Origin of the sequence: Limnohabitans planktonicus II-D5 (genome assembly GCF_001270065.2) — a bacterium.
Lineage (GTDB): Bacteria > Pseudomonadota > Gammaproteobacteria > Burkholderiales > Burkholderiaceae_C > Limnohabitans_A > Limnohabitans_A planktonicus.
The window spans coordinates 194,806-220,177 of record NZ_LFYT02000004.1; the positions used below are offsets into that span (position 1 = coordinate 194,806).

Below are 25,372 nucleotides of genomic sequence, written 5' to 3' on the forward strand. Positions count from 1 at the left end.
GGTTTTTAACGCGGAGTAGCCAATGAGCACACATGCACGCAGACAATTTCTTCAAACCTCCGCAGCCCTGTTCGGGGCGGCCGCCTTGTCTCAGGCTTGGGCGCAAGCGGTCATCCGCCCGAATGAGCGCTCGGCGCTGATCGTGGTCGATGTGCAAAACTGCTTTGTGCCGGGCGGCACCTTGCCAGTCAACAACGGCCATGAGGTGGTGCCGGTGATCAACCGCATTGCCCCCGTTTTTGAAAACGTGGTGGTCACGCAAGACTGGCACACCCCTGGCCATGCCTCATTTGCCAGCAGCCATCCAGGCAAAAAACCGTTTGAAACCACCCAGCTGAGCTACGGCCAGCAGGTGCTGTGGCCGGACCATTGCGTGCAGGGCAGTGAGGACGCTGCGGTGCACAAAGACCTCAAAGTCCCCCAGGCGCAAGTGATTTTGCGCAAAGGCTTTCACAAGCACGTCGACAGTTACTCAGCGTTTGAAGAGGCCGACCGCAAGACCGCCACGGGCTTGGCGGGCTATTTGCGTCAGCGCGGCATCCGCCAGGTGTTTGTCACCGGCCTGGCCACGGATTTTTGTGTGGCCTGGACGGCGCTCGATGCCAAGCGCCTGGGCTTTGACACCTATGTGATTGAAGACGCCTGCCGAGGCATTGACCTCAATGGTTCGGTGGCTGCTGCTTGGAAGCAAATGCATGCCAAGGGCGTCAAACGCATCCAGTCCAGCGATCTGGCGCTGAGCTGATCTGATCTGGTCAGTGCATGCGTGCCGCCTACTCCTTGCAAGTCAACCAGGCATGGCATGCAGTGCCAGAGGCGGCAGCTCGTGCCACCTTGCTGCAGGTGCTGCGCAATGACTTGCAGCTCAACGGCCCCAAATACGGCTGTGGGCTGGGCGAGTGCGGAGCCTGCACCGTGTGGGTGGATGGGGTGGCTGCGCGGGCCTGCGTGATCCCCGCTCATGGGGTGGCTCGACGCAGCATCACCACGCTGGAAGGCTTGCCCGCATTGCACGGGCAAGCGGGCACCTTGCACCCTGTGCAGCAAGCCTTTGTCGATGCCCAGGCCGCTCAGTGCGGTTATTGCCTCAATGGCATGGTCATGATGGCGGCGGCCTTGCTGGCCCGAAATCCGAACCCGAGTGAGGCCGATGTGCGCAAAGAGTTGTCCGGAAATCTTTGCCGCTGCGGCACGCACCTTGAAATCATCCGGGCGGTGCTGTTGGCCGCCGACCGCATGCGCAAGGTGCCCGCATGACCCGGCGCGCCGAGGGGCCAAAACGCCGCGCTGATTTTCACGCCGCGCAAGGCGTGTTGCTGATCACGCGTGAGCCGCCACCGCCTGCGCCCCCCGTCAAAGGCCAGCCCATGGCCGTGCCCGGCAATCCGGCCGAGGGGGTGGAGATTTTGTTGGCGGTGTGGGACGACGGCAGCGTCACCGCGCTCAACGGCCATGTGGATTTGGGCACGGGCATTCGCACCGCACTGTCGCAGCTGGTGGCCGATGAGCTGGATGTGGCCCTGGCCGAGGTGCACATGGTGCTGGGCAGCACCACGCTGGCGCCCAACCAGGGGGCCACCATTGCCAGTGCAACGCTGCAGATTCATGCCCTGCCTTTGCGAGCTGCTGCGGCGCAGGCCCGCGCCTGGTTGCTGGTCCAGGCCGCAGGCAGGCTGGGTGTTTCGGTCGATGACCTGCAGGTGCAAGGCGGGGTGGTGTCCTCTCGCTCCGACCCATCACGGCAGTGCCCCTATGGTCAGTTGCTGCAGGCACAACACGTCGCGCTCACCCTGGAGCTGGCGACGCCGTTGAAGCCGGCCAGTGAGCACCGCCTCATTGGTCAGCCGGTACAGCGGGTGGACATTCCCGCCAAAGTCAGCGGTGAGCAGGTCTTTGTGCACGACATGCGTGTGCCCGGCATGCTGCACGGGCGCGTGGTGCGGCCACCTTATGCCGGGGCTGACCATGGTGACTTCATCGGCAACACGCTGGAGTCGGTGGACGAGTCTTCCATTGCGCACATCCCCGGTGTGCGTGCGGTGGTGGTGATCCGTGATTTTGTCGGGGTGGTCGCCGAACGCGAAGAACAGGCCGAGCAGGCCATGCGCGAATTGCGCGTGCAATGGAAAGACTGGCCTGGACTGCCTGCTCTGGACGATGTGCAGCAAGCCCTGCGCAACAACCCGTCCACCCAGCGCCGACTGGTGGACGAGGGCGATGTGGACGCTGCACTGGCCCAGGCTTCACAAAGTTTGTCGCGCACCTATGTGTGGCCCTACCAGTTGCATGGCTCGGTGGGCCCGTCTTGTGCCGTGGCACTGTGGCAGGGTGAGGCGACAGATTCTGCTGATGCGGCACCTTCAAACCAGCCGGGCCTCATCGTCTGGGCGGGCACGCAAAACCCGCATGTGCTGCGCGCCGACCTGGCCCGCCTCATGGGCCTGGCCGACACCGCCATTGATGTGGTCCGCATGGAAGCGGCCGGCTGCTATGGCCGCAACGGCGCTGACGATGTGGCCGCAGATGCCGCCTTGCTGGCCCGCGCCGTGGGGGTGCCTGTGCGGGTTCAACTCACCCGCGAACAGGAACATGCCTGGGAACCCAAGGGCGCAGCCCAGCTCATGGATGTGCGTGGCGGGCTGAACGCCGATGGTTCGGTGGCGGCCTATGATTTTGAAACCAGTTACCCCTCCAACGGCGCGCCCACTTTGGCGCTCTTGCTCACCCGCACGGTGGAGCCTTTGGCACAGGCCTACGAAATGGGTGACCGCACCGCCCGGCCGCCCTATGACTACAGCAACTTGCGCGTCAGTGTGAACGACATGGCCCCCATTTTGCGGGCCTCCTGGCTGCGCGGCGTGTCGGCCTTGCCCAACTCCTTTGCCCACGAAAGCTACATCGACGAGCTGGCGGCAGCCGCCGGGGTGGACCCGGTCGAATTCCGTTTGCAGTACCTCAAAGACCCGCGTGCCGCCGAGCTGCTGGCGACCACCGCCGAGCGCGCAGGCTGGCAGGTGCGCACAGGCCCCCGGCAGCAAGCGGTGCCGGGTACAAACGGTGACGTGGTACGGGGCCAGGGCGTGGCCTATGCGCGTTATGTGCACAGCAAATGGCCGGGTTTTGGTGCGGCCTGGGCGGCCTGGGTGGCCGATGTCGAGGTCAACCGGCGCACAGGCGAGGTGCATGTCAGCCGCGTGGTGGTGGGCCATGACGCCGGCATGATGATCAACCCTGCAGGCGTGGAGCACCAGATCCATGGCAACGTGTTGCAGACCACCAGCCGCGCATTGCATGAGCAAGTGCAAATCGAGCCGCTCAAAAACACCGTGGCCACACAAGAGTGGGGCAGTTACCCGATTTTGAGTTTCCGCAACGTGCCGGTGGTCGAAGTCGTCACCATGCCCCGCCAGCATGAAGCTCCCCTGGGCTCAGGGGAGTCTTCTTCGGTGCCCGGCACTGCGGCCATTGCGAATGCGATTTTTGACGCCACAGGCGTGCGCTTTCGTGAGCCACCATTCACCCCCGAGCGTGTGCGTGCGGCCTTGCACGGGGACGCACCCCCCACCGAAGCGCCAACGCCCCAGCCCGCACACGCGCCCACGGTGATGCCGCAAAACGTGCGCTGGCCAAAGCGCTGGCCTGTCTGGTCGCGTGCCGGTGCGGTTTTGGTGGGGGTTTTGGGCACCGCTTTTGCGCTGCTGGGCGGGCGTGCGGCCATTGCGCCGGTCAACTACAGCCCCGGCACTTTGTACACCGCTGAAACGATCGAGCGGGGCCGTCAGTTGGCGGCCGCAGGGGACTGCGTGGTGTGTCATACCGCACCGGGCGGCGTGCCCAATGCCGGGGGCCGTGCCATGAGCACGCCGTTTGGTACCGTGTTCAGCACCAACCTCACCCCTGACCCCGAGCACGGCATTGGCCAATGGTCGTTCAGCGCCTTTCAGCGGGCCATGCGCGAAGGCATCTCGCGTGATGGGCGGCATCTGTACCCGGCCTTTCCTTTCACCTCGTTTGCCAAAATGAGCGACGACGACCTGATGGCGCTGTATGGCTACCTGATGACCCAGCCTGCCGTGGCGTCGGCCCCGCCCACCACATCGCTGGCCTTTCCTTTCAACCAGCGCGCCTTCATGGCGACCTGGAACGGCCTGTTTCACGATGCACAGCCCTGGGTGCCCGCCCCGGACCGATCTGCCGAATGGAATCGCGGTGCTTATCTGGTCAATGGCGTAGGCCACTGCGGCGCTTGCCACACGCCGCGCAATGCGTTCGGCGCAGAGCGCATTGGCCAGGCGTTTTTGAGCGGTGCCATGGTGGACGGCTGGGAAGCCCCGGCCCTGACGGCTTTGTCGCGCGCGCCCGTGCCCTGGAGCGCCGAAGAGCTGTACCGCTACCTGCGCCATGGTCACACCGAACACCATGGCATGGCCGCAGGTCCCATGGCCCCGGTGGTGCAGCAACTGGCCCAGGTGCCTGACAGCGACATCCGCGCCATGGCCACTTACCTGGCCAGCTTCAACCCACCCGATACAGACAGTGCCAGCTTGGCCAGGCAGGTGGTGCAACAAGCGGCCGAGCAGCGCACCCGGCTGGTGGGCAGCACCGGTCAGCGACTGTTTGATGGGGCCTGCAGCGCCTGCCACCACGAAGGCGATGGCCCCAAGCTGCTGGGCGTGAACCGGCCGCTGGCGCTGAACACCAATCTGCACAGCGAACGGCCTGACAACCTGCTGCGCATCATTCTGGATGGCGTGCAAGACGTGCCCGGTCCCGAGCTCGGCTTCATGCCCGGTTTCCGGCATGCGCTCAATGACCAGCAGATCGCCGATCTGGCCCGCTACATGCGCCAGCGCTACGCCCCGGGCAAACCCGCCTGGCCCGACCTGGGGAGCGCCGTGGCTCGTGTGCGCGCCACGGCCAGCGGGCATTGAAAAAAGGTGTCCTTGGGGGCAGTTGCCCACGGTGACAACGTCGGAGTCTTCGACCACCGACCTACGCGATGCCATTTCCTGTAGGTCGACACTCGCAGAGTCCGACAAGGGACCACGGCGAAGGCGAGAGTGCCCATGGCACCGATGCGCCCCACATGGCTGGCTTCGGCACAGGCACCATGTCGAGGCTGAAGCCGCCGACCTGCGCATACAGCAAAGGCAAATTGCAAGGGGGTGTGCCTTGGCGTTTACTTTTTTGATTTCGCCGCAGCCGCTGATTTGCCGGGTGCGTGCTTGGCCTGACTTGCTTCGTCCAGACACAGCAAGGTGTCCACATAGAGCATGAAGCGGTTCAGGTAATCCGGGCAGATGTCACGCATCAGGCCCAGTGAGCGCAGCACCAGCATGTGTGAGTTGATAGGGCCTGCGTTTTGTGGGGCCTGGGCGATGGCCTGGGTCACCGACTTTTGCACGCTGATCTTGTGCAATTGCTGGCGAAACTGCTGAACCCGAAGGTTTTCCGGGCGGCTGCTTGGGGGCTTGTCGCCGGGGCCTGCCAAAGACGTGTGGCGGGCCATTTCGTTGAGCAAAGCGGACAGGGGCGAGCCACTGGTGGTGGCTTGGCTTTCGGGTTGTTCGTTTTGAAGCTTTTGAACATTGGCATGGCCCATCTGCGCCTGCATTCGTTCCAGCTCGTCACGCAGCTTGCGGTTCAGCAAGGGCTGCACGGCGGCGGACTGTGCGCCTTTCCGTTCGGCCAGGGTTTCGATGTAATGCCAGCCGATCGGGTCGACTCGCGCGGCGTCACGGCTGCGCAATGCGGCCATCAATACAGCCACGCAGTCGGTCTGAACGGCGGGTGTGTCGCTCATGGCTTTTGGTCGGGGACTACGCTGCTGCTGGCTTTGGGCACCGGGGCCATTTCCACGCGGCGGTTCTGGGCCCGGGCTTTTTCGTTGCTGTTGGGCACGAGCGGCTGTTCTTTACCGAAGGCGGCGGCAAACAGCATGGAGGACGGCATGCCTTCTTCGATCAGGGTGCGCGTCACGGTCAGGGCGCGTTGGGCCGAGAGTTCCCAGTTGTCTTCAAACTGGCGGTTGCGGCTTTTGATGGTCTGGTCGTCGGTGAAGCCGCTGACCATGAGCATTTCGTTGCGCGACTGCAGGTAGCTGCGCAGGGGCAGCACCAGGCTTTTGAGCAGCTTGCGGCCTTCGGGCTCGAGCTTGTCGGAGTTCAGTTGAAACAGCAGCTTGCCGCTGATGCCGATGCGGCCATTGTTCAAAGTGATGCGCCCGCTGGCCAAAGGAATGGCCAGGGCTTTTTCCAGTGACTGGCGTTTTTGTTCTTCGGCCTGGCGTTTGTGGACTTCGGTTTCGAGCTGCGAGGCCATGTCCAGTTGCGCCGCCATCACACCCACCAAGAGCAGCACAAAGGCGCCCAGAAGACCCGTCATGAGGTCGGCAAACGAGATCCAGGTCGGTGCGGTGGCTTCGACATCTGCGTCGTATTCGCGCATCAGACGGCCCCCTCGGTGGCTGCCACCGCGTGCTTGTGCAGCGTGTCGAGCACGTCTTTTTGCGAGGTGATGCTCAGGTCGATGATGTCGCGGGCCTGGGCCACGTAGTAGGCCAGTTGTTCGTCGCTGCGTGTCATGGACTTGTCCATCGCTTGCTCGATGCGCTGCAGGCTGGCCATGAGTTTTTCATTGCTGTCGTTGAATGAGCGCACCGCAAAGCCAAAGGTTTCTCCCAGGCTGGCCACGTCCACGGCGCTGGCGGTGACTTGTGCGGCGATGTCGCCCAGCTTGGCCGATTCGCTGCTGACGTGCGCGACGAACTGGTTGTTGGCTTTCTCGAGCGTGGCGGCAGACGCTGTCACCAGGCTGTCGATCACGCTGCGCTGCTCGGTCGATGCGTGGTTGATTGCATCCAGCAAGCTGCTGAGCGTTGCCATGATGCGGGTGCGCTCATCGAGCAGCGCGTTGTCGCGTGCTACGCTGACCGAGATTTCCTGGCGCAGCTGGCCAATGACTTCGGCCGCCGCCTTGGGCGCCTCGGAGGCGGTTTCGATCAGGCGCGTGATCGGCGCTTCCAGCGCGGTGCCCAGGGTGCTCAGGTGCATGGTCACAGCGGTCTGCAATTCGCTCAAGCGGGCCACGGCGGCTTGGCCGCGTGCGTCTTCGGCCTCGCGCAGGGCCGACAGCTCGCTGCGCAGCAAGGCGCTGAGTTCTTCGGCGCGCTGACTGTGCTGGGCGGCCCACTGCGCCTCAGAGGCGATGCGTGCTTGCATCAGCTCTTCGCTGCCGGCCATGAGGCGGGTCACTTCGGCCAAGGTCTGCTGGGTGTGGGTCTGGACCTGTTCGGTGACTTGGCGGGCGGTGTGGGCCAGCGTGTCGCAAATCGCTTGTTGCTGCGCCAGGGTTTGGTCGCCCGCTGTTTGCCACTGGTTGTGCAAGGAGGTGGCCACGCTGTCCAGGGCCGTTGTCCAGGCGTCCAGGCGCTGCTGGTCCGCAGCGCTTTGTAAGTCTTGCTGGCGCGTTTGGTCGGCCAGAGACTGGCTGGCGTGCACCTGCATTTGCTGGGTGATGGCTTGTGTGGTCTGGGTCAGGGTGTCGCAAATGGTTTGCTGCTGCGCCAGGGTCTGCGTGCCCGAGGCTTGCCATTGCTCGCCCAGCGAGGTGGCCACGCGGTCGAGTGCGCCTGTCCAGGCGTCCAGGCGCACTTGCTCGGCACTGCTGTGCTGCGCCTGCTGCTCAGCGTGCGCGTGGTGGAGGGTGGTGATCAGGTCCTGGCTTCGTGTTTCAAAGGTCTGGCTGAACGCGTCCAGCGTCTTGCCCATACCTTCGAGCAGGCCGGTGCTGGCGGCGTTGTTCTGGGTCAGGGCGCTGGTGTAGGTTTGGGCCATGCTGGCTGCGGTGGCGCTGAACTTCTCGTTCAGTGTGCCCAATTGCTGCTGTGTGTTTTGCAACAGCTGCGCGTTCATGCTGTGGGCCTGCTCGGCCAGCTGCGTCATGGTGGCCTGCACCACGGGGCGAATGCCGTCACTGGCCACTTGCATGCTTTGGCTCAGGCTGGTGCGCAGGGATTGGTCCACCGATTGCGCCAGTCCCATGTAAGCCGCATGCACTTCTTGGTGAAAGCTTTGCTGTTGGGTCAGCAACTGCGCCTGCGTCTGCTCGCTGTTCTGGGCCAGCTGCGCCATCAGGGTCTGAAGCTGTTGCACCACTTGCGGCAAGGCCTGCGTCTGTTGCTGCAGCGCCTTGAAGGCTTCCTGGCGCTGGTGCGTGAGCGAAAAGCCACGCAGGCTGGTGGCGATTTGGGTGTCCAGTGACTGGGCCGCTTGTGCGCGTTCGCGTCGGGCCAAGCTGCTCATGAGTCCCAGCATGGCCGAGGTGGCAACCCCGGCGACCGAGGTGCCAAAGGCCAGGCCCAGGCCTTTAATGGGTTCGGAAAACGCTGCCCGAATGCCCGCGAGGTTGCTGGAGCCTTCGAGTGCGAACACCGCGCCGTTGAGGGTGACCACCATGCCCAAAAACGTGCCCAGCATGCCCAGCATGACCAGAAGGCCCACCAGATAAGGCGTCAAAGCCGGGCCGGGCAGGCCCACGCGCTCGCCTTCGACGCGCTGGCGCACCGCGTTGTGCAGCGAGGCGGGCAGGGTGATCAGCCAGTCGTTCAGCACGATCAGGTCTTGCGGGATGCCCGCCAAGGCCTGTCGCAAGGCATCGGTGGTGGCCCGGTAGTGGCGCAACTCCAGGGCACCAAAGACATACACCCCGCCAATCAAGGCGGTCATCACCAGGACGAGCAGGTGGCTAGAGGCCACAGACGCTGCGACCCAAAGGACGGCCAATGCACCCAGCCCGAAGGCGGTTTCGAAGGAATAGCGTTTCATGGATTCAGGTGTTTTCTGCATTGAAGGCATCAAGAAGGCCCAGCGTGGGCTGCAAACGCGTGTCCAGCTCGGCCAGCAAAGCGCTGCGCAAGCCCTGGCGCAGTGGCATGAGCCAGGCCAGGGGCTGCACCGGCGTGGCCTCGTCGGCGGCGCTGTCGGCTTGTTTCTTGAGGTGTTGTTTGAGGGCTTGCGCAAAGCGTTTTTCAAGCAGCTTGGACACTTTGCCCAGCAAAACCGCTTCGCGCTCGCTCAGGATGTTTTCAAAAGCCGCGTCCAGCGTGGCCAGTTGCTGCAAGGCGCTGGAACTTTTGCTCAGTTGCCCGCGCACTTGCGAGCGCAAGCTGCGGATGACGGTTTCCATTTGTCTTTGGTGCGCCGCATAAAAGCGGCGATAGGGTTCATAAGCCGTTTTGGGGTCAGGCGGCTCGTCCAGTTCGGCCGGGGGCATGTCAATGCGCGTGAGGCCAGAGCCTGTGGGGGCACCTTGAGAGATGGATTGCACCAGCTGCAAGCGGACCTTGTCCACATGCCGCGTCAGTGCCTCTGCACTCAATACCGCCGTGCCTTGTGTGTGGGCCGCTTGTTCAACGGGGGCTTGCGGGTTGAGCACGCCGTGCAAGCTGATGGCCTGACGAAAGTCCAGCCAGTCGCCCAATCGCGGTGCCACATCACCGATGGCCACGGCCGTATCCACCATGCCTTGCTCGGCGAGCAAGCGCAAAAGTAATGATTGGTGCAAGTGGGCGTGCACTGGGGCTGGCGTCATGGATGGGGTCGGAGCATCCGCCTCAGGGGGCTGAGGGGCCGTGCTCCTTGGGGCAATCAAGTGGGCGGGGAAGTGGGCAGAAAATTGGTTCGGGACGACGTTCAGGAATGCGACGGAGAATAAAAAAAGCTGCCTGAGGCAGCACCGTCTTGGAGCATTTTAGCGGCTTGACAGGGTCAGCTAGCGCCCTATGAGACCGGCAAAAACTTGATCTTTTCTCAGGCCTCCAATGTATGCGCGCTGTGCGCAGCGTAACTTTCGATCAAATGGCTGGCGTTGGCCATTGAACGGCAGCAGGCAGTGAGCCCACCACAAGGCAACTTGCGAGTGTTTCAACCAGTACAAGGAAGTCCTTGTATTTTGGGTCGCTTAGCCGAAGCACTGAAGTGGACCCTGAACGTGGTTCATCGTCTCGGCTTTCATAAAAACCCATTTGTAAATGTACGGTCCTTCGTGTGTTCGTATAGATGTGTGAAGGCACACAGTTGTTGTTGGCGTGAAGCAAGGCGAATTTGTGTAATTTGTACCTCTGGAGTGTTAATTTCGCTCCTGAAGAGGACCTGTGTGCCTTTCAGGGCTCCAAGCTCCAGCCCAACCATCGCTGGGCTCCATGAAGACGATACCTTCGTGAAAACTTTTTGCATTTTCGGATTTGAATGAGAATGATTCTCGTTTACAATATTTTCCAAGATGAACTTTGACCCTCGATCACGGCGCAAAGAGCCACTTTTTTTGGGGGGGGCGTGTCAATGGCTGATCTTTTGTTGAGATACGCAGTGAAGTTTTCGAAGACAAGGACAACTGATTTCCCGTTAGCAGCATGGATAAAAAAATTGAACAGACATCAATGAAAAATGAATCAACATTTTTGAATTCTTGTTTGTCATTAAGGAAAAAAATGAACGCGATCTTGAAGTCCTTTGATGGGGCGACCTTTTCGGTCCCGACGCCTTGTGCTGAGCAATCGCTACACGAAGCCAGGAAGCGTGGACTGCAAAGAACCTTACAGGCTTTATTCAGAGAAAATTTATGCATCAAAGAGCATTTGATCGTGGAAGGGTCAATTGCCTGGCTACCACTTTGGTCGCAGCAAGCTCTTTTGCGTTTTGAAGGTCTTCAGATCGGACGCATCGGGAACTGCCTGCTATCAGGGTCTATTTCGTACTATAAAACAGGCGAAAGACCTCAATCAGTTTCAACAGCTTCCGCGCTCCTGCATTGCATTGCTGACTCCTTACCCGGTTGGACTCGAGATGACCTGCAACGGCTCATCAGTGAACTGGAAAACAGCATGCAAAACGATGTCCTCTGTCTGAATTACAGGCGGAACTGGGCGCAGCAAATCAGGTCCCAGCTCGGAGCAAAACGGACATGTTTCATCGCAGCGGTCAGGAGTGCTGCGCTAGCGAATCCGGCACTTTTTTTGGAGCAATGGGGGACGTTGGGACATCCTTGGCATCCGGCCTACAAGACCAAAATTGGTTTGAGTAAGGACGAGGTGATCGCGTACTCACCGGAATTTCAGCCCGTGCTTCAGGTTCCGATCGCAGCCATCAAGTCGGCTAAAGCACATGTCGCTTTTTCCGATGACTGCGGCAATTACCAGCATTGGTTTGCGACGACGTTCCCGCAGTCATGGTCCAAGTGGGAAGCTTCGCTGAATCAACGACAGCTAGATCCCCGCGTATGGCTGCCGTTGCCGCTGCATCCGTACCAAGTTCAGCATTTGATTGAACAAAAATTCTCTGCAGAAATTGCGGCGGGCGATTTGCTGTTGCTGCCCGATGTCTACCTGCCCGCATCGCCGACCATGTCTTTTCGCACCTTGGTCCCCGAAGGCTCTGCGCAGTTGCCGCACATGAAGCTGCCGGTTTCTTTGCGCTTGACCAGTGTCCAACGCACTCTATCCCCCAAGTCCGCAGTGATGGGGCCGCGGCTGACGCGGCTTCTCACAACAATGATTCATCGTGAAAGCGGGTTTGGCGGCACGCTTGACATCCTTGCAGAAGATGTCGGTTTGCACTATGTCGACTCTGACCGTAACGATGAACGTGCCAAGCACTTGGCAGTTTTGTTTCGGGCCAATCCGATGTCCAAATGCACGGATGCGCTATTTCCAGTGCCTGTAGGCAGTTTGTTCGCCGACTCGCCGCTGAATGGGCGACCTATTGTCACGGACCTGGTCAGTCTTTCTTTCGGCGATCACCCTCGGGGCGCTCAAGAGTTTTTTGAGCACTACGTCAGAACGGTCGTGACCGCGGCGCTGAGCGCCTATCTGTTGTACGGCATCGCTTTCGAGGCGCATCAGCAAAACAGTTTCATCATGCTCAATCAGCAATACGAGCCGACGCAGTTGTTGGTGCGGGACTTCGGTGACGTGCGGGCGCATGGACCGACCTTACGGCGAACTGGTCTGGAATTGGAGCTTTACCGGCCGGGGCATACAGTTTTTGAATGCGCTGAGCCAGTGCGAGACAAGTTGCTGCATGCAGTCATGTTGTGCCACCTTGCTGAGCTCGCACTGCTGTTGTCGCGAACCTATAACCATCCGGAGGCAGACTTTTGGCGTATTTTGAGGCGTGAGACCGAGTCTGTGTTCGACCGTCTGCAATCGCGCACAGAACTGCAGCGCTGGGACGTCGAACGCCGCGCGATCTTGGAAAACGATTGGCCAGCGAAGTCCTTTATGCGCATGCGACTGTCCAATACCTCTGACGATGTGCATGGCCAGATGCCCAACCCACTGAAAATGGCGGCACTCTGATGGCTGTTTCTGTCATCAGCAACCGCGCAGCGCTGCGCTCGTTGTTCGTTATCCAGTTGCTGTCGATGGGCGCAATGGAAATGAGTGCACCGTTTTGGCCCCAGCATCTGCGCGCACTTGGGCATTTGACTTCGCACGAGCTGGCATTGGCGAGCGGGATTGCATATGCCGGCCCGATGTGGATGGCGATGTGCTTGACACCTTGGTGGGGGCGTTTGGGTGACCGCATCGGTCATAAGCCGATGCTGCTGCGCGCATTGCTTGCATTGGCCGTGACGCAGCTATGGATCGCCAGTGCAGACGATACCGTGACCATTCTCGTTGCTCGGCTGGTGCAGGGTGCATTGGCCGGTTTCATCGCTGCGGCACAGGCTTACGGCGCGTGTCTGGTGCCAAGCGACAAGCGTGGCAGCTTGATGGCGAAATTACAGGTGGCGACAGCAGTCGGCGCAATGACGGGTCCGTTGGCAGGCGGGTGGATATTCGATGCACTGGGATTTCGCACACTGAATGTCGTGGCTGCGGCGATTTGCTTGGTCTGTGCGATCGTTGCTTCAAGGGTGCTGCCGACCGCATTGCCGCTTGCTTCCAATCCAAGTTTGGGCATGAGCCCGCAAAAGCCGTTTACCTTCGGCGCAGTGTATGGGCTTGTGTTCGCGATCGTTTTGGTGCAAACGGGAAAAATGATGCCGCAAACATTTTTCGGACTGTTTGCAGAGCAGGTCCTGCACACACCGGCATGGGTGACTGGCTTGTGTTACGGCGCACCAGCGTTGGGACTGTGCATCGCTGCACCGTTCTGGGCAAAAAGATTCGAAAACAAGCCCCGCGCAGTCATATTGAGCCAAGTGCAGTGGATTTGCTGGGCGTGCGCGGCAATCGTCGCCGTGCAAGCGACAAGCCGCGAGTTAAGCCTATTTGTGCTGGCGAGAGTGCTGTGGGGCGTTTGCATGGCAGCACTTCTACCCGTGTTTTTTGGATTGCTTTCGCGCGAAGCGGATACGCATCAACAAGGCCGTGTGCTGGGCGTCGGCAACAGCGCTGCAAAAGCTGGCGCATTGTTCGGGGCCATTGCTGGCAGCCTGATTCTGGCGTGGATTCCCATTCACTACGCCTTCTGGCCGGTTGTCGCGATTTATGCAATGGCCGCCATGGGTTTGCGTGCCATGAGAAAAAGACCAGGACCCATTCAACAGCAGCGCACAACTGGGCTGCACAAATCCAAGCTTTCTCCCATTCAACCCATCAACCAAGGAAAACAATGAAACCCAAGCTTCGCAAATTGTCATTTTTCGTCGCAGCGGCGTGTGCTGCAAACGCACAAGGCGCATATGCTGAAACTGTATTGAAGGAGGTCGTTGTCAAGGAACAAGCCGATCAGGGTGGTTCCTACGAGGCGATTGAATCTGCTGCCGCGACGAAGATCGCGGTGCCATTGCGTGATGTACCGCAGGCAGTCAACGTGGTTCCCAAGGCCGTCATGCGCGATCAAAACGCCTTGTCGGTGCAAGACGCGTTGCAAAACGTGCCTGGATTGAGCTTCAGCGTAGGCGATGGGCAGCGTGATCAAGTGACAATTCGTGGCTTCATGGCCATCAATGATCAATTTGTCGATGGCGTGCGTGACGATGCTTTGTACTTTCGTGATCTGTCGAACATTGAAAGAGTCGAAGTACTCAAAGGACCGGCTTCTGTGCTGTATGGACGCGGTTCTGCTGGCGGCCTGATCAACCGTGTGACCAAGAAGCCGTCGGAAAAACCGATCATGGAAGTGGGGGGGACCCTCGGATCACAGGGGCAAAAGCGTGGGGAGTTCGATATCGGCTCCACGAGTTCCGACAAGCAGACGCAGTTTCGTCTGACCGGCGCTTTGGAAGACTCGACGGGCTTTCGTCACCAGTATTTCCTTGAACGACAGGTTGTTGCGCCATCGGTCACTTTCAAGCTGAAACCGACAACAACCTTGACGTTGCAAGCGGATTATTTGAAAGACAAGCGATTGGCCGATCAGGGTGTTCCGAGTTTTCGCGGTCGACCGGTCGAGGTTCCGATAGAAACCTATTACGGTGCAGCAAATGGGCGAGAGCGCGCTTTTGTTCAATCCGAAGTTGCCAGCACCACCGTCACGCTGGACCATGCATTCCACTCGGGTCTGAAGCTGCACTCTGTATTGCGCGGCTACAACTATTCCCTCGATCGCAATTACACAACCATCAATAAAGTCACCGCAAATCCCACTGCGCGAGTGACTATCGCCCAAACACGTCGCTTGCGTGATGAAGATGGCTATTTCTTTCAAAACGAAATATCGCAGAAGGCGCAATGGGGCGGAACACAGCACCAAATTCTCTACGGTCTGGAGTTGGGTCAGCAGCACAAGAGCGAGTTGCTGTCTTCGCGCAACAATGCGGCGACTTACGACTTGTTTAATCCCGTCCTCGTGACCTTGCCACCGCTTCCTGCGACCATTATTCCAAGTGCCGACAACAAGAGTCGCATCAACATTGCGGCGCTGTACCTGCAAGACCTCGTGACGCTGAGTCCGCAATGGAAAGTGCTGGGCGGCCTTCGCTATGACCAGCTCAGACAGAAGCGGGACGATCGCACTGCGCGCAATGTCGATCTTGAACGTACAGACAACACCTTGTCGCCACGCCTCGGCGCGGTCTATCAACCCACTGAGCAAGTTTCTCTTTATACGGCCTATAGCCGTTCATTCCAACCCATCTCCGATTCATTCGTGTTCAATGCGAACAGCGACCAGTTCAAGCCGACGCAGACGCAAAACAAGGAAGTCGGCATCAAGCTGGACATAGGCGCCAAGGCGAGCTTGACCGCGGCCTTATTCGACATGTCGCAGACCAATATTCAGGTGGCCGATCCAGCCAATCCTGGCTTCGCACTGCCCGTTGGAAAACAGCGCACGCGCGGACTCGAACTGACTTTCACCGGTGAGATTGCCCCGCAGTGGGAGATGATCAGCGGTTATTCCTACATGGAAGGCCGCATCACCGAGTCAACCGAGCGCACATCTGCCGGTACACCATTCCAGGGCAATACGGCCGCATTAACGCCGCGACACAGCCTGAACCTGTGGGTCAAGCGCAAATTCAATGACGGGTATTACGTTGCGGCAGGCGGTCGTGCGGAGTCGGCGAGGTACGCCTCACCGGACAATCTGACCGTGCTGCCGGGTTATGGCGTGATCAATCTCGGTGCCGGCCACGAGGAAAAAAAATACGACGTTGCCATCACGCTGAAAAATCTCTTCAACCGCAAGTACTATGTTGCGGCGCACAGCGGTGCCAATGACTACAACATGCCCGGTGAACCGCGTTCACTGCTTGTCAGTGCACGTTACCGATTCTGAGCTGGGCTCTTGCAGAATGATTCGCTGGAAAACGCGCTCTGTCTTTCGACAGATCCACTTGTATGCCGGGCTGTGCTTCGGCAGCTTGTTGGTGTTGTCCGGACTCACAGGGAGCGCCATCACCTGGCTGCACGAGTTGGACCGTATGCTCAATCCAGACTTGTTTCATATCGCGCCTGCCCCCGGCGTCATCGCAGATCGTCCCGCATCGATCACGCCAGTGCAGGTCCAGGACATGTTTGAACGGCTATCAACCGATCCGCAATACGGAATACCCACGCAGATCACACTGGCGCCACATGCCAATGAGCCACTCATCGCGTGGTATCGCACAAAGCCATCCCACAAGGATTCGCCGTTGGCACTGCAAACCGCCCGTCAGGTGATGGTCAACCCATTGACGCTGGAGATCTCAGGTGAGCGAAACTGGGGAGAAATTGGGGTTTCAAGGCGTCTCTTGATGCCGACACTGCTGCATCTGCATCGGTATTTGCTTGCGGGTGATCTCGGCAAGACCGTGATTGGCATTTCCGGACTGGTCCTGCTCATCACGTCCATGACGGGTGTCGTGCTGTGGTGGCCCAAACGCAATTTCAAAGCGTTCAGGCAAGCGTTCACGATTTCCCATCAAGGCTCGTGGCCACGCTTTAACTACAGTCTTCATCGGACAGTCGGCTTTTTTTCCGCCCCTGTGTTGATAGTGCTTGGATTTTCGGGGTGGTATTTCAACATGCCCCATTGGGTGCTCCCAATTGTCAGCAGCGTAGCGACCGTGTCGGTGTCTGAAAAGAAAACCAACCAAGCGCCCATCCGAGGCACACCGATCTCGCCTGGACAGGCGATGCAAGCCGCTCTGGCGCATTACCCCCATGCCCGGGTCTCGCGCATCGCCTTACCTGCCAAGCCTTTGATGCCTTACGAAATCCGCGTACGGCAGCCAGGCGAAATACGCCAAGGCGACGGCGCGACACGCTTGACGATTGATGCCTACAGCAGTCAACTGCTGCAAGTGCGAGACCCTCTGCGCGCAAGGGGTGGCGATACGTTTTTGAATTGGTTGTTCCCCTTGCACAACGGCGAAGCGTTTGGATGGGCCGGCCGTATTTTCATCAGTTGTTTCGGTCTCGTGCCCTTGTTGTTCTTGATGACCGGTATGGGCATTTGGTTGAAGCGAAAAAATTAATGGGGAGTAAATATGTTTCATCGCATCGTTTCATGGCTGTCGACTCTTGTGCTGGCGCTGTCCGGCATGGCGCATGCCGCCGAGCCGACCCGCACTGTGCTGCACCTGCTCGACTACATTGCCGTGGATTACGCGGGTGCGGTCGAGGACGGCAAGATCAAGAATATCGATGAATACAAAGAGATGATCGAGTTCTCTGGTCAAGCGCAAGCATTGCTCAAAGGCTTGCCTGCCAACCCGGTGCAGACGGCGTTGATCGTCGAAGCAACGGCGCTCGCACGAGGGATTGAAGCCAAGGCCCCCGGTTCGGACATATCTGCCAAAGCCAATGCGCTGCGCTGGGCGGTCATTCGTGCTTACAAGGTCCCGGTGATCCCGAAGAGCACACCCGATCTGAAACGCGGCGCTGGGCTGTATGCCACGCAATGCGCCGCCTGTCATGGGCACACGGGAAGGGGCGATGGTCCGGCGGCAACAGGTCTTGACCCCAAGCCATCCGATTTTCACGATCTCAACCGTATGGCGCAACGCAGCGCTTATGGCCTGTACAACACAGTCACCTTGGGCGTAAGCGGCACAGCCATGGCACCCTTCGACCAACTGAGCGAAGAAGACCGCTGGGCGCTGGCCTTTTTTGTCGCTCAATTACCCGTAGATAAGGCGCTGCAGACAAAGGGAGCTTCGCTGTGGCACGAGGGCAAGGGGCGCGAGCTTTTCCCGGATTTGGTCAACGTGTCCACACTTTCCATGAATGAGGTGAAGGCGCGTTACGGTGATGAGGGTGTCGCATTGCAGGCTTTCCTGGCAAGTTCACCGCAAACGCTCACCGCCAGCAAACCCGCACCCATCGACTTTGCCGTGGCCACGCTCGCCCGGAGCCTGGAGGCTTATCGTCAAGGCAACCGGGAGCAGGCCTCGCAGCTGGCGATCGAGGCCTATCTCGAAGGTTTCGAACTGGTTGAAACCAGTTTGCAAAACATCGACGCCGCGCTCATGGCTAGGGTTGAGCGCGAGATGATGTCCTACCGCCGCGCGCTTGAGGCGCAAGCGCCGCTGAGCCAGATCGAACTGGAAGGCACCATCGTGTTGGCCTCACTCGAGCAGGCGCGTACAGCGCTGGCAGATACGCAACTGTCACCGGCGACGACCTTTGTCAGCGCACTGGTGATCCTTCTGCGTGAAGGTGTCGAAGCGATCCTGGTCGTGGCCGCGATTCTCGCCTTCACCGCTCGGGCCGGACGCAAGGATGCACGCCGATGGATTCATGTCGGCTGGGTCGCCGCGCTCGCGCTGGGTCTGGTCACTTGGGCAGTTTCCAACTATCTGATGGAGATTTCCGGTGCCAGCCGCGAGATTACCGAAGGTGTCACCGCGCTTGTCGCAGCAGCGATGTTGCTGTATGTTGGCTTCTGGCTGCACAGCAAATCGCACAGCCAAGCCTGGCAGCAATTCATCGGAAACCAAGTGACCGGCAAGCTTTCAAGTGGAAAGGTGTGGACGCTGGGCCTGGTTTCGTTTTTTGCAGTGTACCGAGAAGCGTTCGAGACGGTTCTTTTCTATCAAGCACTTTCGACCCAGGCCGGGCCGCAAGGTCACGCTGCACTGCTTGGGGGCCTGGCTGTTGGTGCGGCACTGCTGGTGGCCGTGGCTTGGGCAATTTTGCGCGCCAGCGTGAAGCTGCCGATGGGCTTATTCTTTTCGGCGTCGGGCATCTTGCTTGTGGTACTGGCCGTGATCTTCACGGGCCAGGGCATCGCCGCGTTGCAGGAAGCCGGCAAGATCGGAAGTGACGCCATCAGTTTCATCAGGTTGCCATTGCTCGGAATTTATCCCACGCTGCAAACGATGACCGCGCAAGCAGGGACCATCGTGGTAGGCGTTTTAGCCCTGTGGTGGGCTACACGAACAAGGAGGGCCGTTGTGGTCGACTCAAAGGGTGGAGGTGCCATCTGATGGCCAGCTTTTGCGGTTCTCACCTGTTTTGTTGGGCAACCCTGGCAGACCTTTATCGGCTGTCTCAATGACACGACTTAAGTTGGGATGAGGCATCCATGAAGTGCGTGACGTGCACTGCGACGTTGACATCCTGTTCGATCCCGAAGGCGCGCTGGAGCCGATCAAGCCACAGCACAAGTCCTCGCATGCGCCACCGATTGTCGATGGCTTGCATGTTCTCAATGCGATCGATGACTCCAGCAAAACACTGCTCGAAGATACCCACTTCCTGTCTGATCCGCGACCAGCTTTTTTGATTTGAAGCAGTAAAAACTAGACGCGGCGCTTGGGCGAGAGCACGCATCCCTTTGATGCATTTCCCCCGAGAGAATTAATCAATCAAAGTGACAGCGAACGTTCGGGCGTGCAGGCCAACCCGTACCAAGTTGGCAGACATGCAAGGAATCGAACCATGAATTCAAGAAGAAACAAGGCCATCTTGTTCAAGCGGGAAGCCGCAGCTTGGAACCCACTGAGTCGGGCGCTGCTGATGACCTTGACTGCAGCTTGCTTGGCTGCTGTGTGCGCATCACCTGCCTTGGCTGAACCCGACGAAGAAGCACTGGGCAAATCGCTGGGCTATCCCAACGGGCCGCGCTGGACGGCCATGGAAAACAGGGTAGGTGCCTGGTCAGCGCTTGACCGTGTGCCTGGCGTTTTGACTGAAGCTGTGGCGCGGGGCAACAGTGTCTTGCCTTTGCCACGGGCCAGCGTGCCTGCCTTGATCAAATACCGCTACCGCAACCTGGGCTATACCCTGGACGAGTACCTGGAGCGCCGTCGCATCACGGGTTTGCTGATCCTGAAAAATGGCGAGATCGTGGCCGAGCGTTACCGTTACGGACGCAGCGAAGACGCCCGGTTCTTGTCGTTTTCAATGGCCAAAAGCGTCACCTCGATGTTGATCGGGGCCGCCTTGCAACGGGGGCTGATCGCCTCGCTCGATGACCCGGCCGGCCAATACGCCAAAGACCTGCAGGGCAGCGCCTACGGCCAGACCCCGATCCGGCATTTGCTGCGCATGAGCTCTGGCCGGACATTCACCGAACGCTACGACGGGCAGGACGATGTCTCAAAACTCTCGCGAAGTTTCGCCACGGGAACCCCAACGGTTGCCAGCGTGCTGCGCTCGTTTTCAGACCGCCACAGCCTATCGGGGCAAAAATTTGTCTATGCCAGCTCCGAAACCGAAGTCTTGGGCCGCGTCCTGACGGGGGCCACGGGCCGCAGCATGGCCGAGTTGACCAGTGACTGGCTCTGGAAACCCATGGGGGCCGAACGTGATGCCTTTTGGTGCAACGGTCGGGACCGGCAAGCTGGGGCGTATTTTTGCTTCAACGCCAGCTTGCGCGACTGGGGGCGGCTGGGTGTCTTGATGGCCAACGACGGCAAGTTGGGTGAGCAGCAAATACTGCCCGCAGACTATTTACGCGAGGCCACTGATGCAGCGCTGCAGCCCGCCGCTTTTGCACCCTACAAGGCCACGCCTTACTTTGGCTACGGCTACCAGTTCTGGCTGCACCCCTTGAAAGAGCGCAGTTTTGCGTTCCAGGGTGTACATGGCCAATCGGTGTTTGTGCAGCCTGCCACGGGGATCGTGATGGTGCAAACCGCCGTCTATGCCCAAGCCAGCGGCCACCAGGACCCAGAGCCTTATGCGGAAAGAGCGGCATTCTGGATGGGGGTGCTTCAGTCGCTGGGCGGGCGCACTGAGCGGTATTGAACAGACATGAAGGGTTCGACCTTGTGAAGTATTGAAGGGGAAAATGTCTGCAGGTCGGCACTCTCAGCGTATGACGCTTACTGGCTTGGGCGCCGATCCTGGGGGGCAAAGTGTGAGGGCTTCACCGGGCCCACGTCGGGGTCTTCGACCACCGACCTACGAGGGGGCTGCCTTGTAGGTCGGTACTCGCAGGGTCCGACGTTGGCAGGCTTGGGCGCGGTTCGGGTGCAAAGGTTAGAGGGCTTCACCGGGCCCACGTCGGGGTCTTCGACCACCGACCTACGAGGGGGCTGCCTTGTAGGTCGGTACTCGCAGAGTCCGACGTTGGCAGGCTTGGGCGCGGTTCGGGTGCAAAGGTTAGAGGGCTTCACCGGGCCCACGTCGGGGTCTTCGACCACCGACCTACGAGAGCGCTGCCTTGTAGGTCGGCACTCGCAGAGTCCGACGTTGGTGCGCCATGTCCCATCATCTTGTTCAATGCGTGGAGGCACTCGTCTTGGGTTTGAAATCACAAAACGCGGCCACCGCGCACTGCCCACACAGCGGTTTGCGCGCCTGGCACACATAGCGCCCATGCAGGATCAGCCAATGGTGGGCATCGACCAGGTATTTGGATGGAATGCGCTTGAGCAGCTTTTGCTCCACTTCCAAAGGTGTTTTGCCCGGGGCCAGGCCCGTGCGGTTGCCCAGGCGAAAGATGTGGGTGTCTACCGCCATGGTCGGCTCGCCAAAAGCCGAATTGAGCACCACATTGGCCGTTTTGCGGCCCACACCGGGCAGAGCTTCGAGAGCTTCGCGGGTGCGGGGCACCAGGCCGCCGTGTTGCTCCACCAGAATCCGGCAGGTTTCCATCAAGTGTTTGGCTTTGCTTCGGTACAGGCCAATGGTCTTGATGTCATTCTCCAGCCCCTCCAAACCCAGATCCAGAATCTTTTGGGGCGTGCCCGCCACCGGGAACAGTTTGCGCGTGGCCTTGTTCACACCCACATCGGTGGCTTGGGCTGATAACAACACAGCGGCCAGCAGCTCAAAGACGCTGGTGTATTCCAGCTCGGTCACGGGCATGGGGTTGGCGGCTTGCAGGGTGGCAAAAAAAGATTCGATCTGTGCGGTCTTCATGGGGTGTAGATGTTGGCAAAATGGGGGCCAATTCAACCCGGGAAGATACACCATGCCTTTGCAATTTGCCGACCGCCTGAACAACGTCGAAACCTCCGCCATCCGCGAGCTGTTCAAGCTCCTGGGCAAACCCGGCATCATCAGCTTTGCGGGCGGCTTTCCTGACAGCGCCATGTTTGACGTGGAAGGCATCCGCGAAGCCAGCAATGCAGCCTTGAGCCAAGACCCGGGTGCAGCCCTGCAATACGGCGCGACGGAAGGCTATGGCCCGCTGCGCGATCAACTGGCTCAATTCATGCGCCAAAAGGGCGCCAAGGATGTGGCGTCTGACCAACTGATCGTGACCACCGGCAGCCAGCAGGCGCTCGATTTGATCGGCAAGACCATGATCAGCCCCGGCGACAAGGTGATCGTGGAAGGCCCGACCTTTTTGGCCACCATCCAGTGCTTTCGCTTGTATGGGGCTGAACTCATCAGCGCCCCGGTGGACGGCCACGGCGTGAAAACCGACGATCTGGAAAAGCTGATCGCCGCGCACAAGCCTAAGTTTGTGTACCTGATTCCCACCTTTGGCAACCCCAGCGGCGCTTTGCTCAGCGCCGAACGCCGCAAACAGGTGCTGGAGATGGCCGTCAAGCACCAGACCTTGATTGTCGAAGACGATCCTTATGGCGATTTGTATTTTGGCGAAGCCCCACCGCCCAGCCTGTTGGCCTTGAGCAGCACCGTGCCCGGCAGCCGTGAGCTGCTGGTGCATTGCGGCTCGCTGTCCAAAGTGCTGTCTCCCGGCCTGCGTGTGGGCTGGATGATCGCCCCGGCCGAATTGCTGGCCCGCGCCACCATGTGCAAACAGTTCAGCGACGCGCACACCAGCACCTTTGCCCAAGCCACGGCAGCGCAGTACCTGCTGGCCGGTCGCATGCCCGCCACGCTGGACAAAGTGCGTGCTGTCTATGCCCAGCGTGCCCAAATCATGGGCGATGCGCTGCGCCGTGAATTGGGCGATGCGGTCGAGTTTGTGCAGCCTCAGGGCGGCTTGTTCGTCTGGGCGCGCCTCACGGGTGCAGGCGGAAAGGTGAATGACGGCAATGTCTATGCCAAACGCGCCATCGAGCAGGGCGTGGCCTTTGTGCCGGGTACGCCGTTCTTTTGCGCCAACCCCGATCACGCCACCTTCCGCCTGAGCTTTGCCACCGTAGGCGAAGACAAGATCCTTGAAGGCGTGGAGCGATTGGCCAAGGCGGTTTGATCGGCAATCTATTTCGGGCGGTTGATCTAGGCTTTGTCGCCAGCTTGACCGCAGAAGCTGGATTGCCACGCTTCGCTCGCAATGACGGAAGTGTGGGCAATGACGGTGGTGTGGGTAATGACTGAGGTGGGTATGGGTGTCATTGCGAGGAGCTTGCGACGCGGCAATCCAGCTGGGGTGTTTGTTCGGGGCTTTGTTGCCAGCTTGACCGTTTAAGCTGGATTGCCACGCTTCGCTCGCAATGACGGAAGTGGGGGCAATGACTGAGGTGGGTATGGGTGTTATTGCGAGGAGCTTGCGACGCGGCAATCCAGCTGGGGCGGTTGATCTAGGCTTTGTCGCCAGCTTGACCGCAGAAGCTGGATTGCCACGCTTCGCTCGCAATGACGGAAGTGGGGGCAATGACTGATGTTGGGCGCAATGACTGAAGTGAGGGCGCAATGACGGGTGGATGATTCACAATGGAGAAATGGGATGACTTCGATTGATTCGTTTTACAGAGACCCCAAGATGTTGATTTCTGCTGAATACGCCATCACTGTCAACGGCACCGAAGTCTGGCTGCAAGGTGAGGGCGATGAGGTGATCCTCATGCTGCACGGATGGCCCGACACTCGAGCCCTTTGGGATGGCACCGTGGCTGCTTTGCAAGACCGTGCCACCTGCGCCCGACTGACGCTGCCAGGTTTTGAAACCGGCCCCTCTGCCACCAGCCTCGACGACATGTGCCGGTTGCTGCGCCAGATCGTGGACCGCATCAGCCCTCACAAGCCCGTGACCCTGATGCTGCACGATTGGGGCTGCATTTTTGGTTATGAATTTGCCATGCGCCACCCTGATCGTGTGGCCCGCGTGGTGGCGGTGGACGTGGGTGACCACAACTCGGGAGCCTTGTTGCGCAGTTGGAGCGCCAAGGAAAAACTGTCTGTGATGGGCTACCAGGTTTGGCTGGCCCTGGCCTGGAAGCTGGGCGGCCGCATCGGCACCCGCATGACCCGCGCCATGGCGCGTTGGTTGCGTTGTCCGGCCGTGCCAGAGCGCATCACCCACAAGATGAACTACCCCTACGCCATGCAGTGGTTCGGTACTGCGGGCGGCTTCAAAGGCGCGGCGCAAATTCAGTTGCCCATGCCACTGTTGTTTGTCTATGGCGAGCGCAAACCCTTCATGTTCCATTCTGCCAAGTGGCTGGAAAAAGTCGCCGCCTCGCCCGGCTGCGCGGTTCAAGGCCTGCCCTGCGGGCATTGGGTCATGATTTCGCGGCCTGAAGCTTTTCATGAGCGGGTGCGCAGCTGGCTGTGGGGCCAGGAGTGAGGGGCTGGGCATGAACCCCGAAGACCTGATGAAACTGGTCACCATGCCCATGCCATTTGGCAAGCACAAGGGTATGCTGATCGCCGACTTGCCCGGCAATTACCTCAACTGGTTTGCACGCGAGGGTTTCCCCAAAGGCGAGGTCGGCCGCTTGCTTCAGCTGATGCAAGAGATTGACCACAACGGTTTGAGCGATTTGCTCAAGCCCTTACGTCCTCAGTAGGTCGGCGGCTTCAGCCCCGATATGGGTCTGTTGCAAAGCATGCAGCGTTGGAGCTGAAGCTCCAATCTACAGTCATCCTTCAGGGCTTGACGACTTCCAGCAGGCGGTCCAGTCCACCCGTGTGAATGGCGACCATGGCCTGCTCGCGCACCTTGGGTTTGGCGTGGTAGGCCACCGACAGGCCACCCGCGTCTGAACACGCGCCCATCATGGGCAGGTCGTTCGCGCCGTCCCCCATGGCGATGCACTCGTGGGCCTCAATGCCCAACAGCGAAGCCACTTCCAACAAGGTGCGACGCTTCTCGGTGCCGTCGCAGATGTCGCCCCAGCTTTGCAAGACCAGGCCGCCCGTGAGTTCGCCATTGACGATCTCAAGCCGGTTGGAGCGGGCGAAGTCGATGTTCAGGCGGGCTTTGACGCGGTCCGCGAAGAAGGTGAAGCCGCCCGACACCAACAGCACCTTCATGCCCGCTTTCTGGCAAGCGGCAATCAGCTCGGCCGCGCCGGGGTTGATCTTCAGGCGCTCGGTGTAGACACGCTCCATGTCGGCCAGCGTCACGCCCTTGAGCAGTGCCAGGCGGCGGCGAAGGCTTTCCTTGAAGTCAGTGATCTCGCCGCGCATGGCCGCCTCGGTGATGGCCGCCACCTCGGCCTTGCGGCCCACGGCGTCGGCGATCTCGTCGATGCACTCGATGCTGATGAGCGTGGAGTCCATGTCAAACGCAATGAGTTTGAACTGGGACAGTGACAGGGGGGCGGTAAAGCCTTGAATGGCGAGGCCGGGGGCGAATTCGGTAGCGGTGGTCATGCGGAAATGGATGAAAGAAACGAAAGGGTCCCA

At 59.8% G+C, this 25,372-nt stretch carries 19 protein-coding genes; 13 read left to right on the top strand and 6 right to left on the bottom strand.

Going from position 1 to position 25,372, the window contains the following annotated elements; all coding sequences use genetic code 11:
• Window positions 1-22: 22 nt before the first annotated feature.
• The 3 genes from pncA to H663_RS25395 are packed head-to-tail and all read left to right on the top strand — an operon-like array spanning window position 23 to window position 4,931.
• Entirely contained in the window at window positions 23-745 is a 723-nt protein-coding gene (pncA, locus tag H663_RS25385; RefSeq protein ID WP_053169566.1) for a bifunctional nicotinamidase/pyrazinamidase, read from the top strand.
• 17 nt (window positions 746-762) lie between these two features.
• Entirely contained in the window at window positions 763-1,257 is a 495-nt protein-coding gene (locus H663_RS25390; protein WP_053169564.1) for a (2Fe-2S)-binding protein, read from the top strand.
• Complete coding sequence (locus H663_RS25395) at window positions 1,254-4,931, top strand: molybdopterin cofactor-binding domain-containing protein (protein WP_053169562.1); 3,678 nt, start codon at window positions 1,254-1,256, stop codon at window positions 4,929-4,931. Before H663_RS25390 ends, H663_RS25395 begins: the two co-directional genes overlap by 4 nt.
• Before the next feature lie 248 nt (window positions 4,932-5,179).
• Here the strand turns inward: H663_RS25395 and H663_RS25400 are convergent, their stop codons facing one another.
• Genes H663_RS25400 through H663_RS25415 form a run of 4 tightly spaced genes read right to left on the bottom strand, consistent with a single transcriptional unit; the run spans window position 5,180 to window position 9,591 of the window.
• Window positions 5,180-5,803, bottom strand: coding sequence for a DUF2894 domain-containing protein (locus H663_RS25400; RefSeq protein ID WP_083451032.1), 624 nt, complete (start codon window positions 5,801-5,803; stop codon window positions 5,180-5,182).
• Complete coding sequence (locus tag H663_RS25405) at window positions 5,800-6,447, bottom strand: OmpA family protein (protein WP_053169558.1); 648 nt, start codon at window positions 6,445-6,447, stop codon at window positions 5,800-5,802. Before H663_RS25405 ends, H663_RS25400 begins: the two co-directional genes overlap by 4 nt.
• Window positions 6,447-8,825 carry a DUF802 domain-containing protein gene (locus H663_RS25410; protein WP_053171411.1) on the bottom strand — a complete coding sequence of 793 codons (2,379 nt, stop codon included), beginning with the start codon at window positions 8,823-8,825 and terminating at the stop codon, window positions 6,447-6,449. The genes H663_RS25405 and H663_RS25410 overlap by 1 nt, the downstream gene beginning before the upstream one ends.
• Before the next feature lie 4 nt (window positions 8,826-8,829).
• Window positions 8,830-9,591, bottom strand: coding sequence for a DUF3348 family protein (locus tag H663_RS25415; RefSeq protein ID WP_053169555.1), 762 nt, complete (start codon window positions 9,589-9,591; stop codon window positions 8,830-8,832).
• Between the two features lie 820 nt (window positions 9,592-10,411).
• Between H663_RS25415 and H663_RS25420 the strand changes: the two genes are divergently transcribed.
• The 7 genes from H663_RS25420 to H663_RS25450 all read left to right on the top strand — a co-directional run bounded on the left by H663_RS25420 (window position 10,412) and on the right by H663_RS25450 (window position 20,626).
• A complete protein-coding gene (locus tag H663_RS25420) occupies window positions 10,412-12,355 on the top strand; it encodes an IucA/IucC family protein (RefSeq protein ID WP_083451031.1) in 1,944 nt (647 codons plus the stop codon).
• A complete protein-coding gene (locus H663_RS25425) occupies window positions 12,355-13,620 on the top strand; it encodes an MFS transporter (protein WP_053169551.1) in 1,266 nt (421 codons plus the stop codon). Before H663_RS25420 ends, H663_RS25425 begins: the two co-directional genes overlap by 1 nt.
• A complete protein-coding gene (locus H663_RS25430; RefSeq protein WP_053169549.1) occupies window positions 13,617-15,725 on the top strand; it encodes a TonB-dependent receptor in 2,109 nt (702 codons plus the stop codon). The genes H663_RS25425 and H663_RS25430 overlap by 4 nt, the downstream gene beginning before the upstream one ends.
• 16 nt (window positions 15,726-15,741) lie before the next feature.
• A complete protein-coding gene (locus tag H663_RS25435) occupies window positions 15,742-16,908 on the top strand; it encodes a PepSY-associated TM helix domain-containing protein (protein WP_053169547.1) in 1,167 nt (388 codons plus the stop codon).
• Window positions 16,909-16,920: 12 nt separating this feature from the next.
• Entirely contained in the window at window positions 16,921-18,861 is a 1,941-nt protein-coding gene (locus tag H663_RS25440; protein ID WP_053169545.1) for a cytochrome c/FTR1 family iron permease, read from the top strand.
• 103 nt (window positions 18,862-18,964) lie between these two features.
• Entirely contained in the window at window positions 18,965-19,165 is a 201-nt protein-coding gene (locus H663_RS41260; RefSeq protein ID WP_133239969.1) for a hypothetical protein, read from the top strand.
• A 150-nt stretch (window positions 19,166-19,315) separates the two neighbouring features.
• Window positions 19,316-20,626 (top strand): serine hydrolase domain-containing protein, encoded by a 1,311-nt coding sequence (locus tag H663_RS25450; RefSeq protein ID WP_083451030.1) that lies wholly within the window; start codon window positions 19,316-19,318, stop codon window positions 20,624-20,626.
• 474 nt (window positions 20,627-21,100) lie between these two features.
• Here H663_RS25450 and nth read toward each other — a convergent pair whose 3' ends face one another.
• On the bottom strand, window positions 21,101-21,745 hold the full coding sequence (nth, locus tag H663_RS25455) for an endonuclease III (protein ID WP_053169539.1): 645 nt from the start codon (window positions 21,743-21,745) through the stop codon (window positions 21,101-21,103).
• A 52-nt stretch (window positions 21,746-21,797) separates the two neighbouring features.
• On the opposite strand from nth, the gene H663_RS25460 reads away from it, so the two are divergent.
• From H663_RS25460 to H663_RS25470, 3 genes are all read left to right on the top strand, one after another.
• Window positions 21,798-22,994 carry an aminotransferase-like domain-containing protein gene (locus tag H663_RS25460; RefSeq protein ID WP_053169537.1) on the top strand — a complete coding sequence of 399 codons (1,197 nt, stop codon included), beginning with the start codon at window positions 21,798-21,800 and terminating at the stop codon, window positions 22,992-22,994.
• A gap of 510 nt (window positions 22,995-23,504) precedes the next feature.
• The gene (locus tag H663_RS25465) at window positions 23,505-24,308 is read left to right on the top strand and encodes an alpha/beta fold hydrolase (protein ID WP_053169535.1); all 804 of its coding nucleotides are present in this window, start codon (window positions 23,505-23,507) and stop codon (window positions 24,306-24,308) included.
• Between the two features lie 10 nt (window positions 24,309-24,318).
• Window positions 24,319-24,531: a DUF3820 family protein gene (locus tag H663_RS25470; RefSeq protein WP_053169532.1), complete on the top strand. Its 213-nt coding sequence runs from the start codon at window positions 24,319-24,321 to the stop codon at window positions 24,529-24,531.
• 79 nt (window positions 24,532-24,610) lie between these two features.
• Here the strand turns inward: H663_RS25470 and serB are convergent, their stop codons facing one another.
• Window positions 24,611-25,339, bottom strand: coding sequence for a phosphoserine phosphatase SerB (gene serB, locus H663_RS25475; protein ID WP_053169529.1), 729 nt, complete (start codon window positions 25,337-25,339; stop codon window positions 24,611-24,613).
• Window positions 25,340-25,372: the final 33 nt, after the last annotated feature.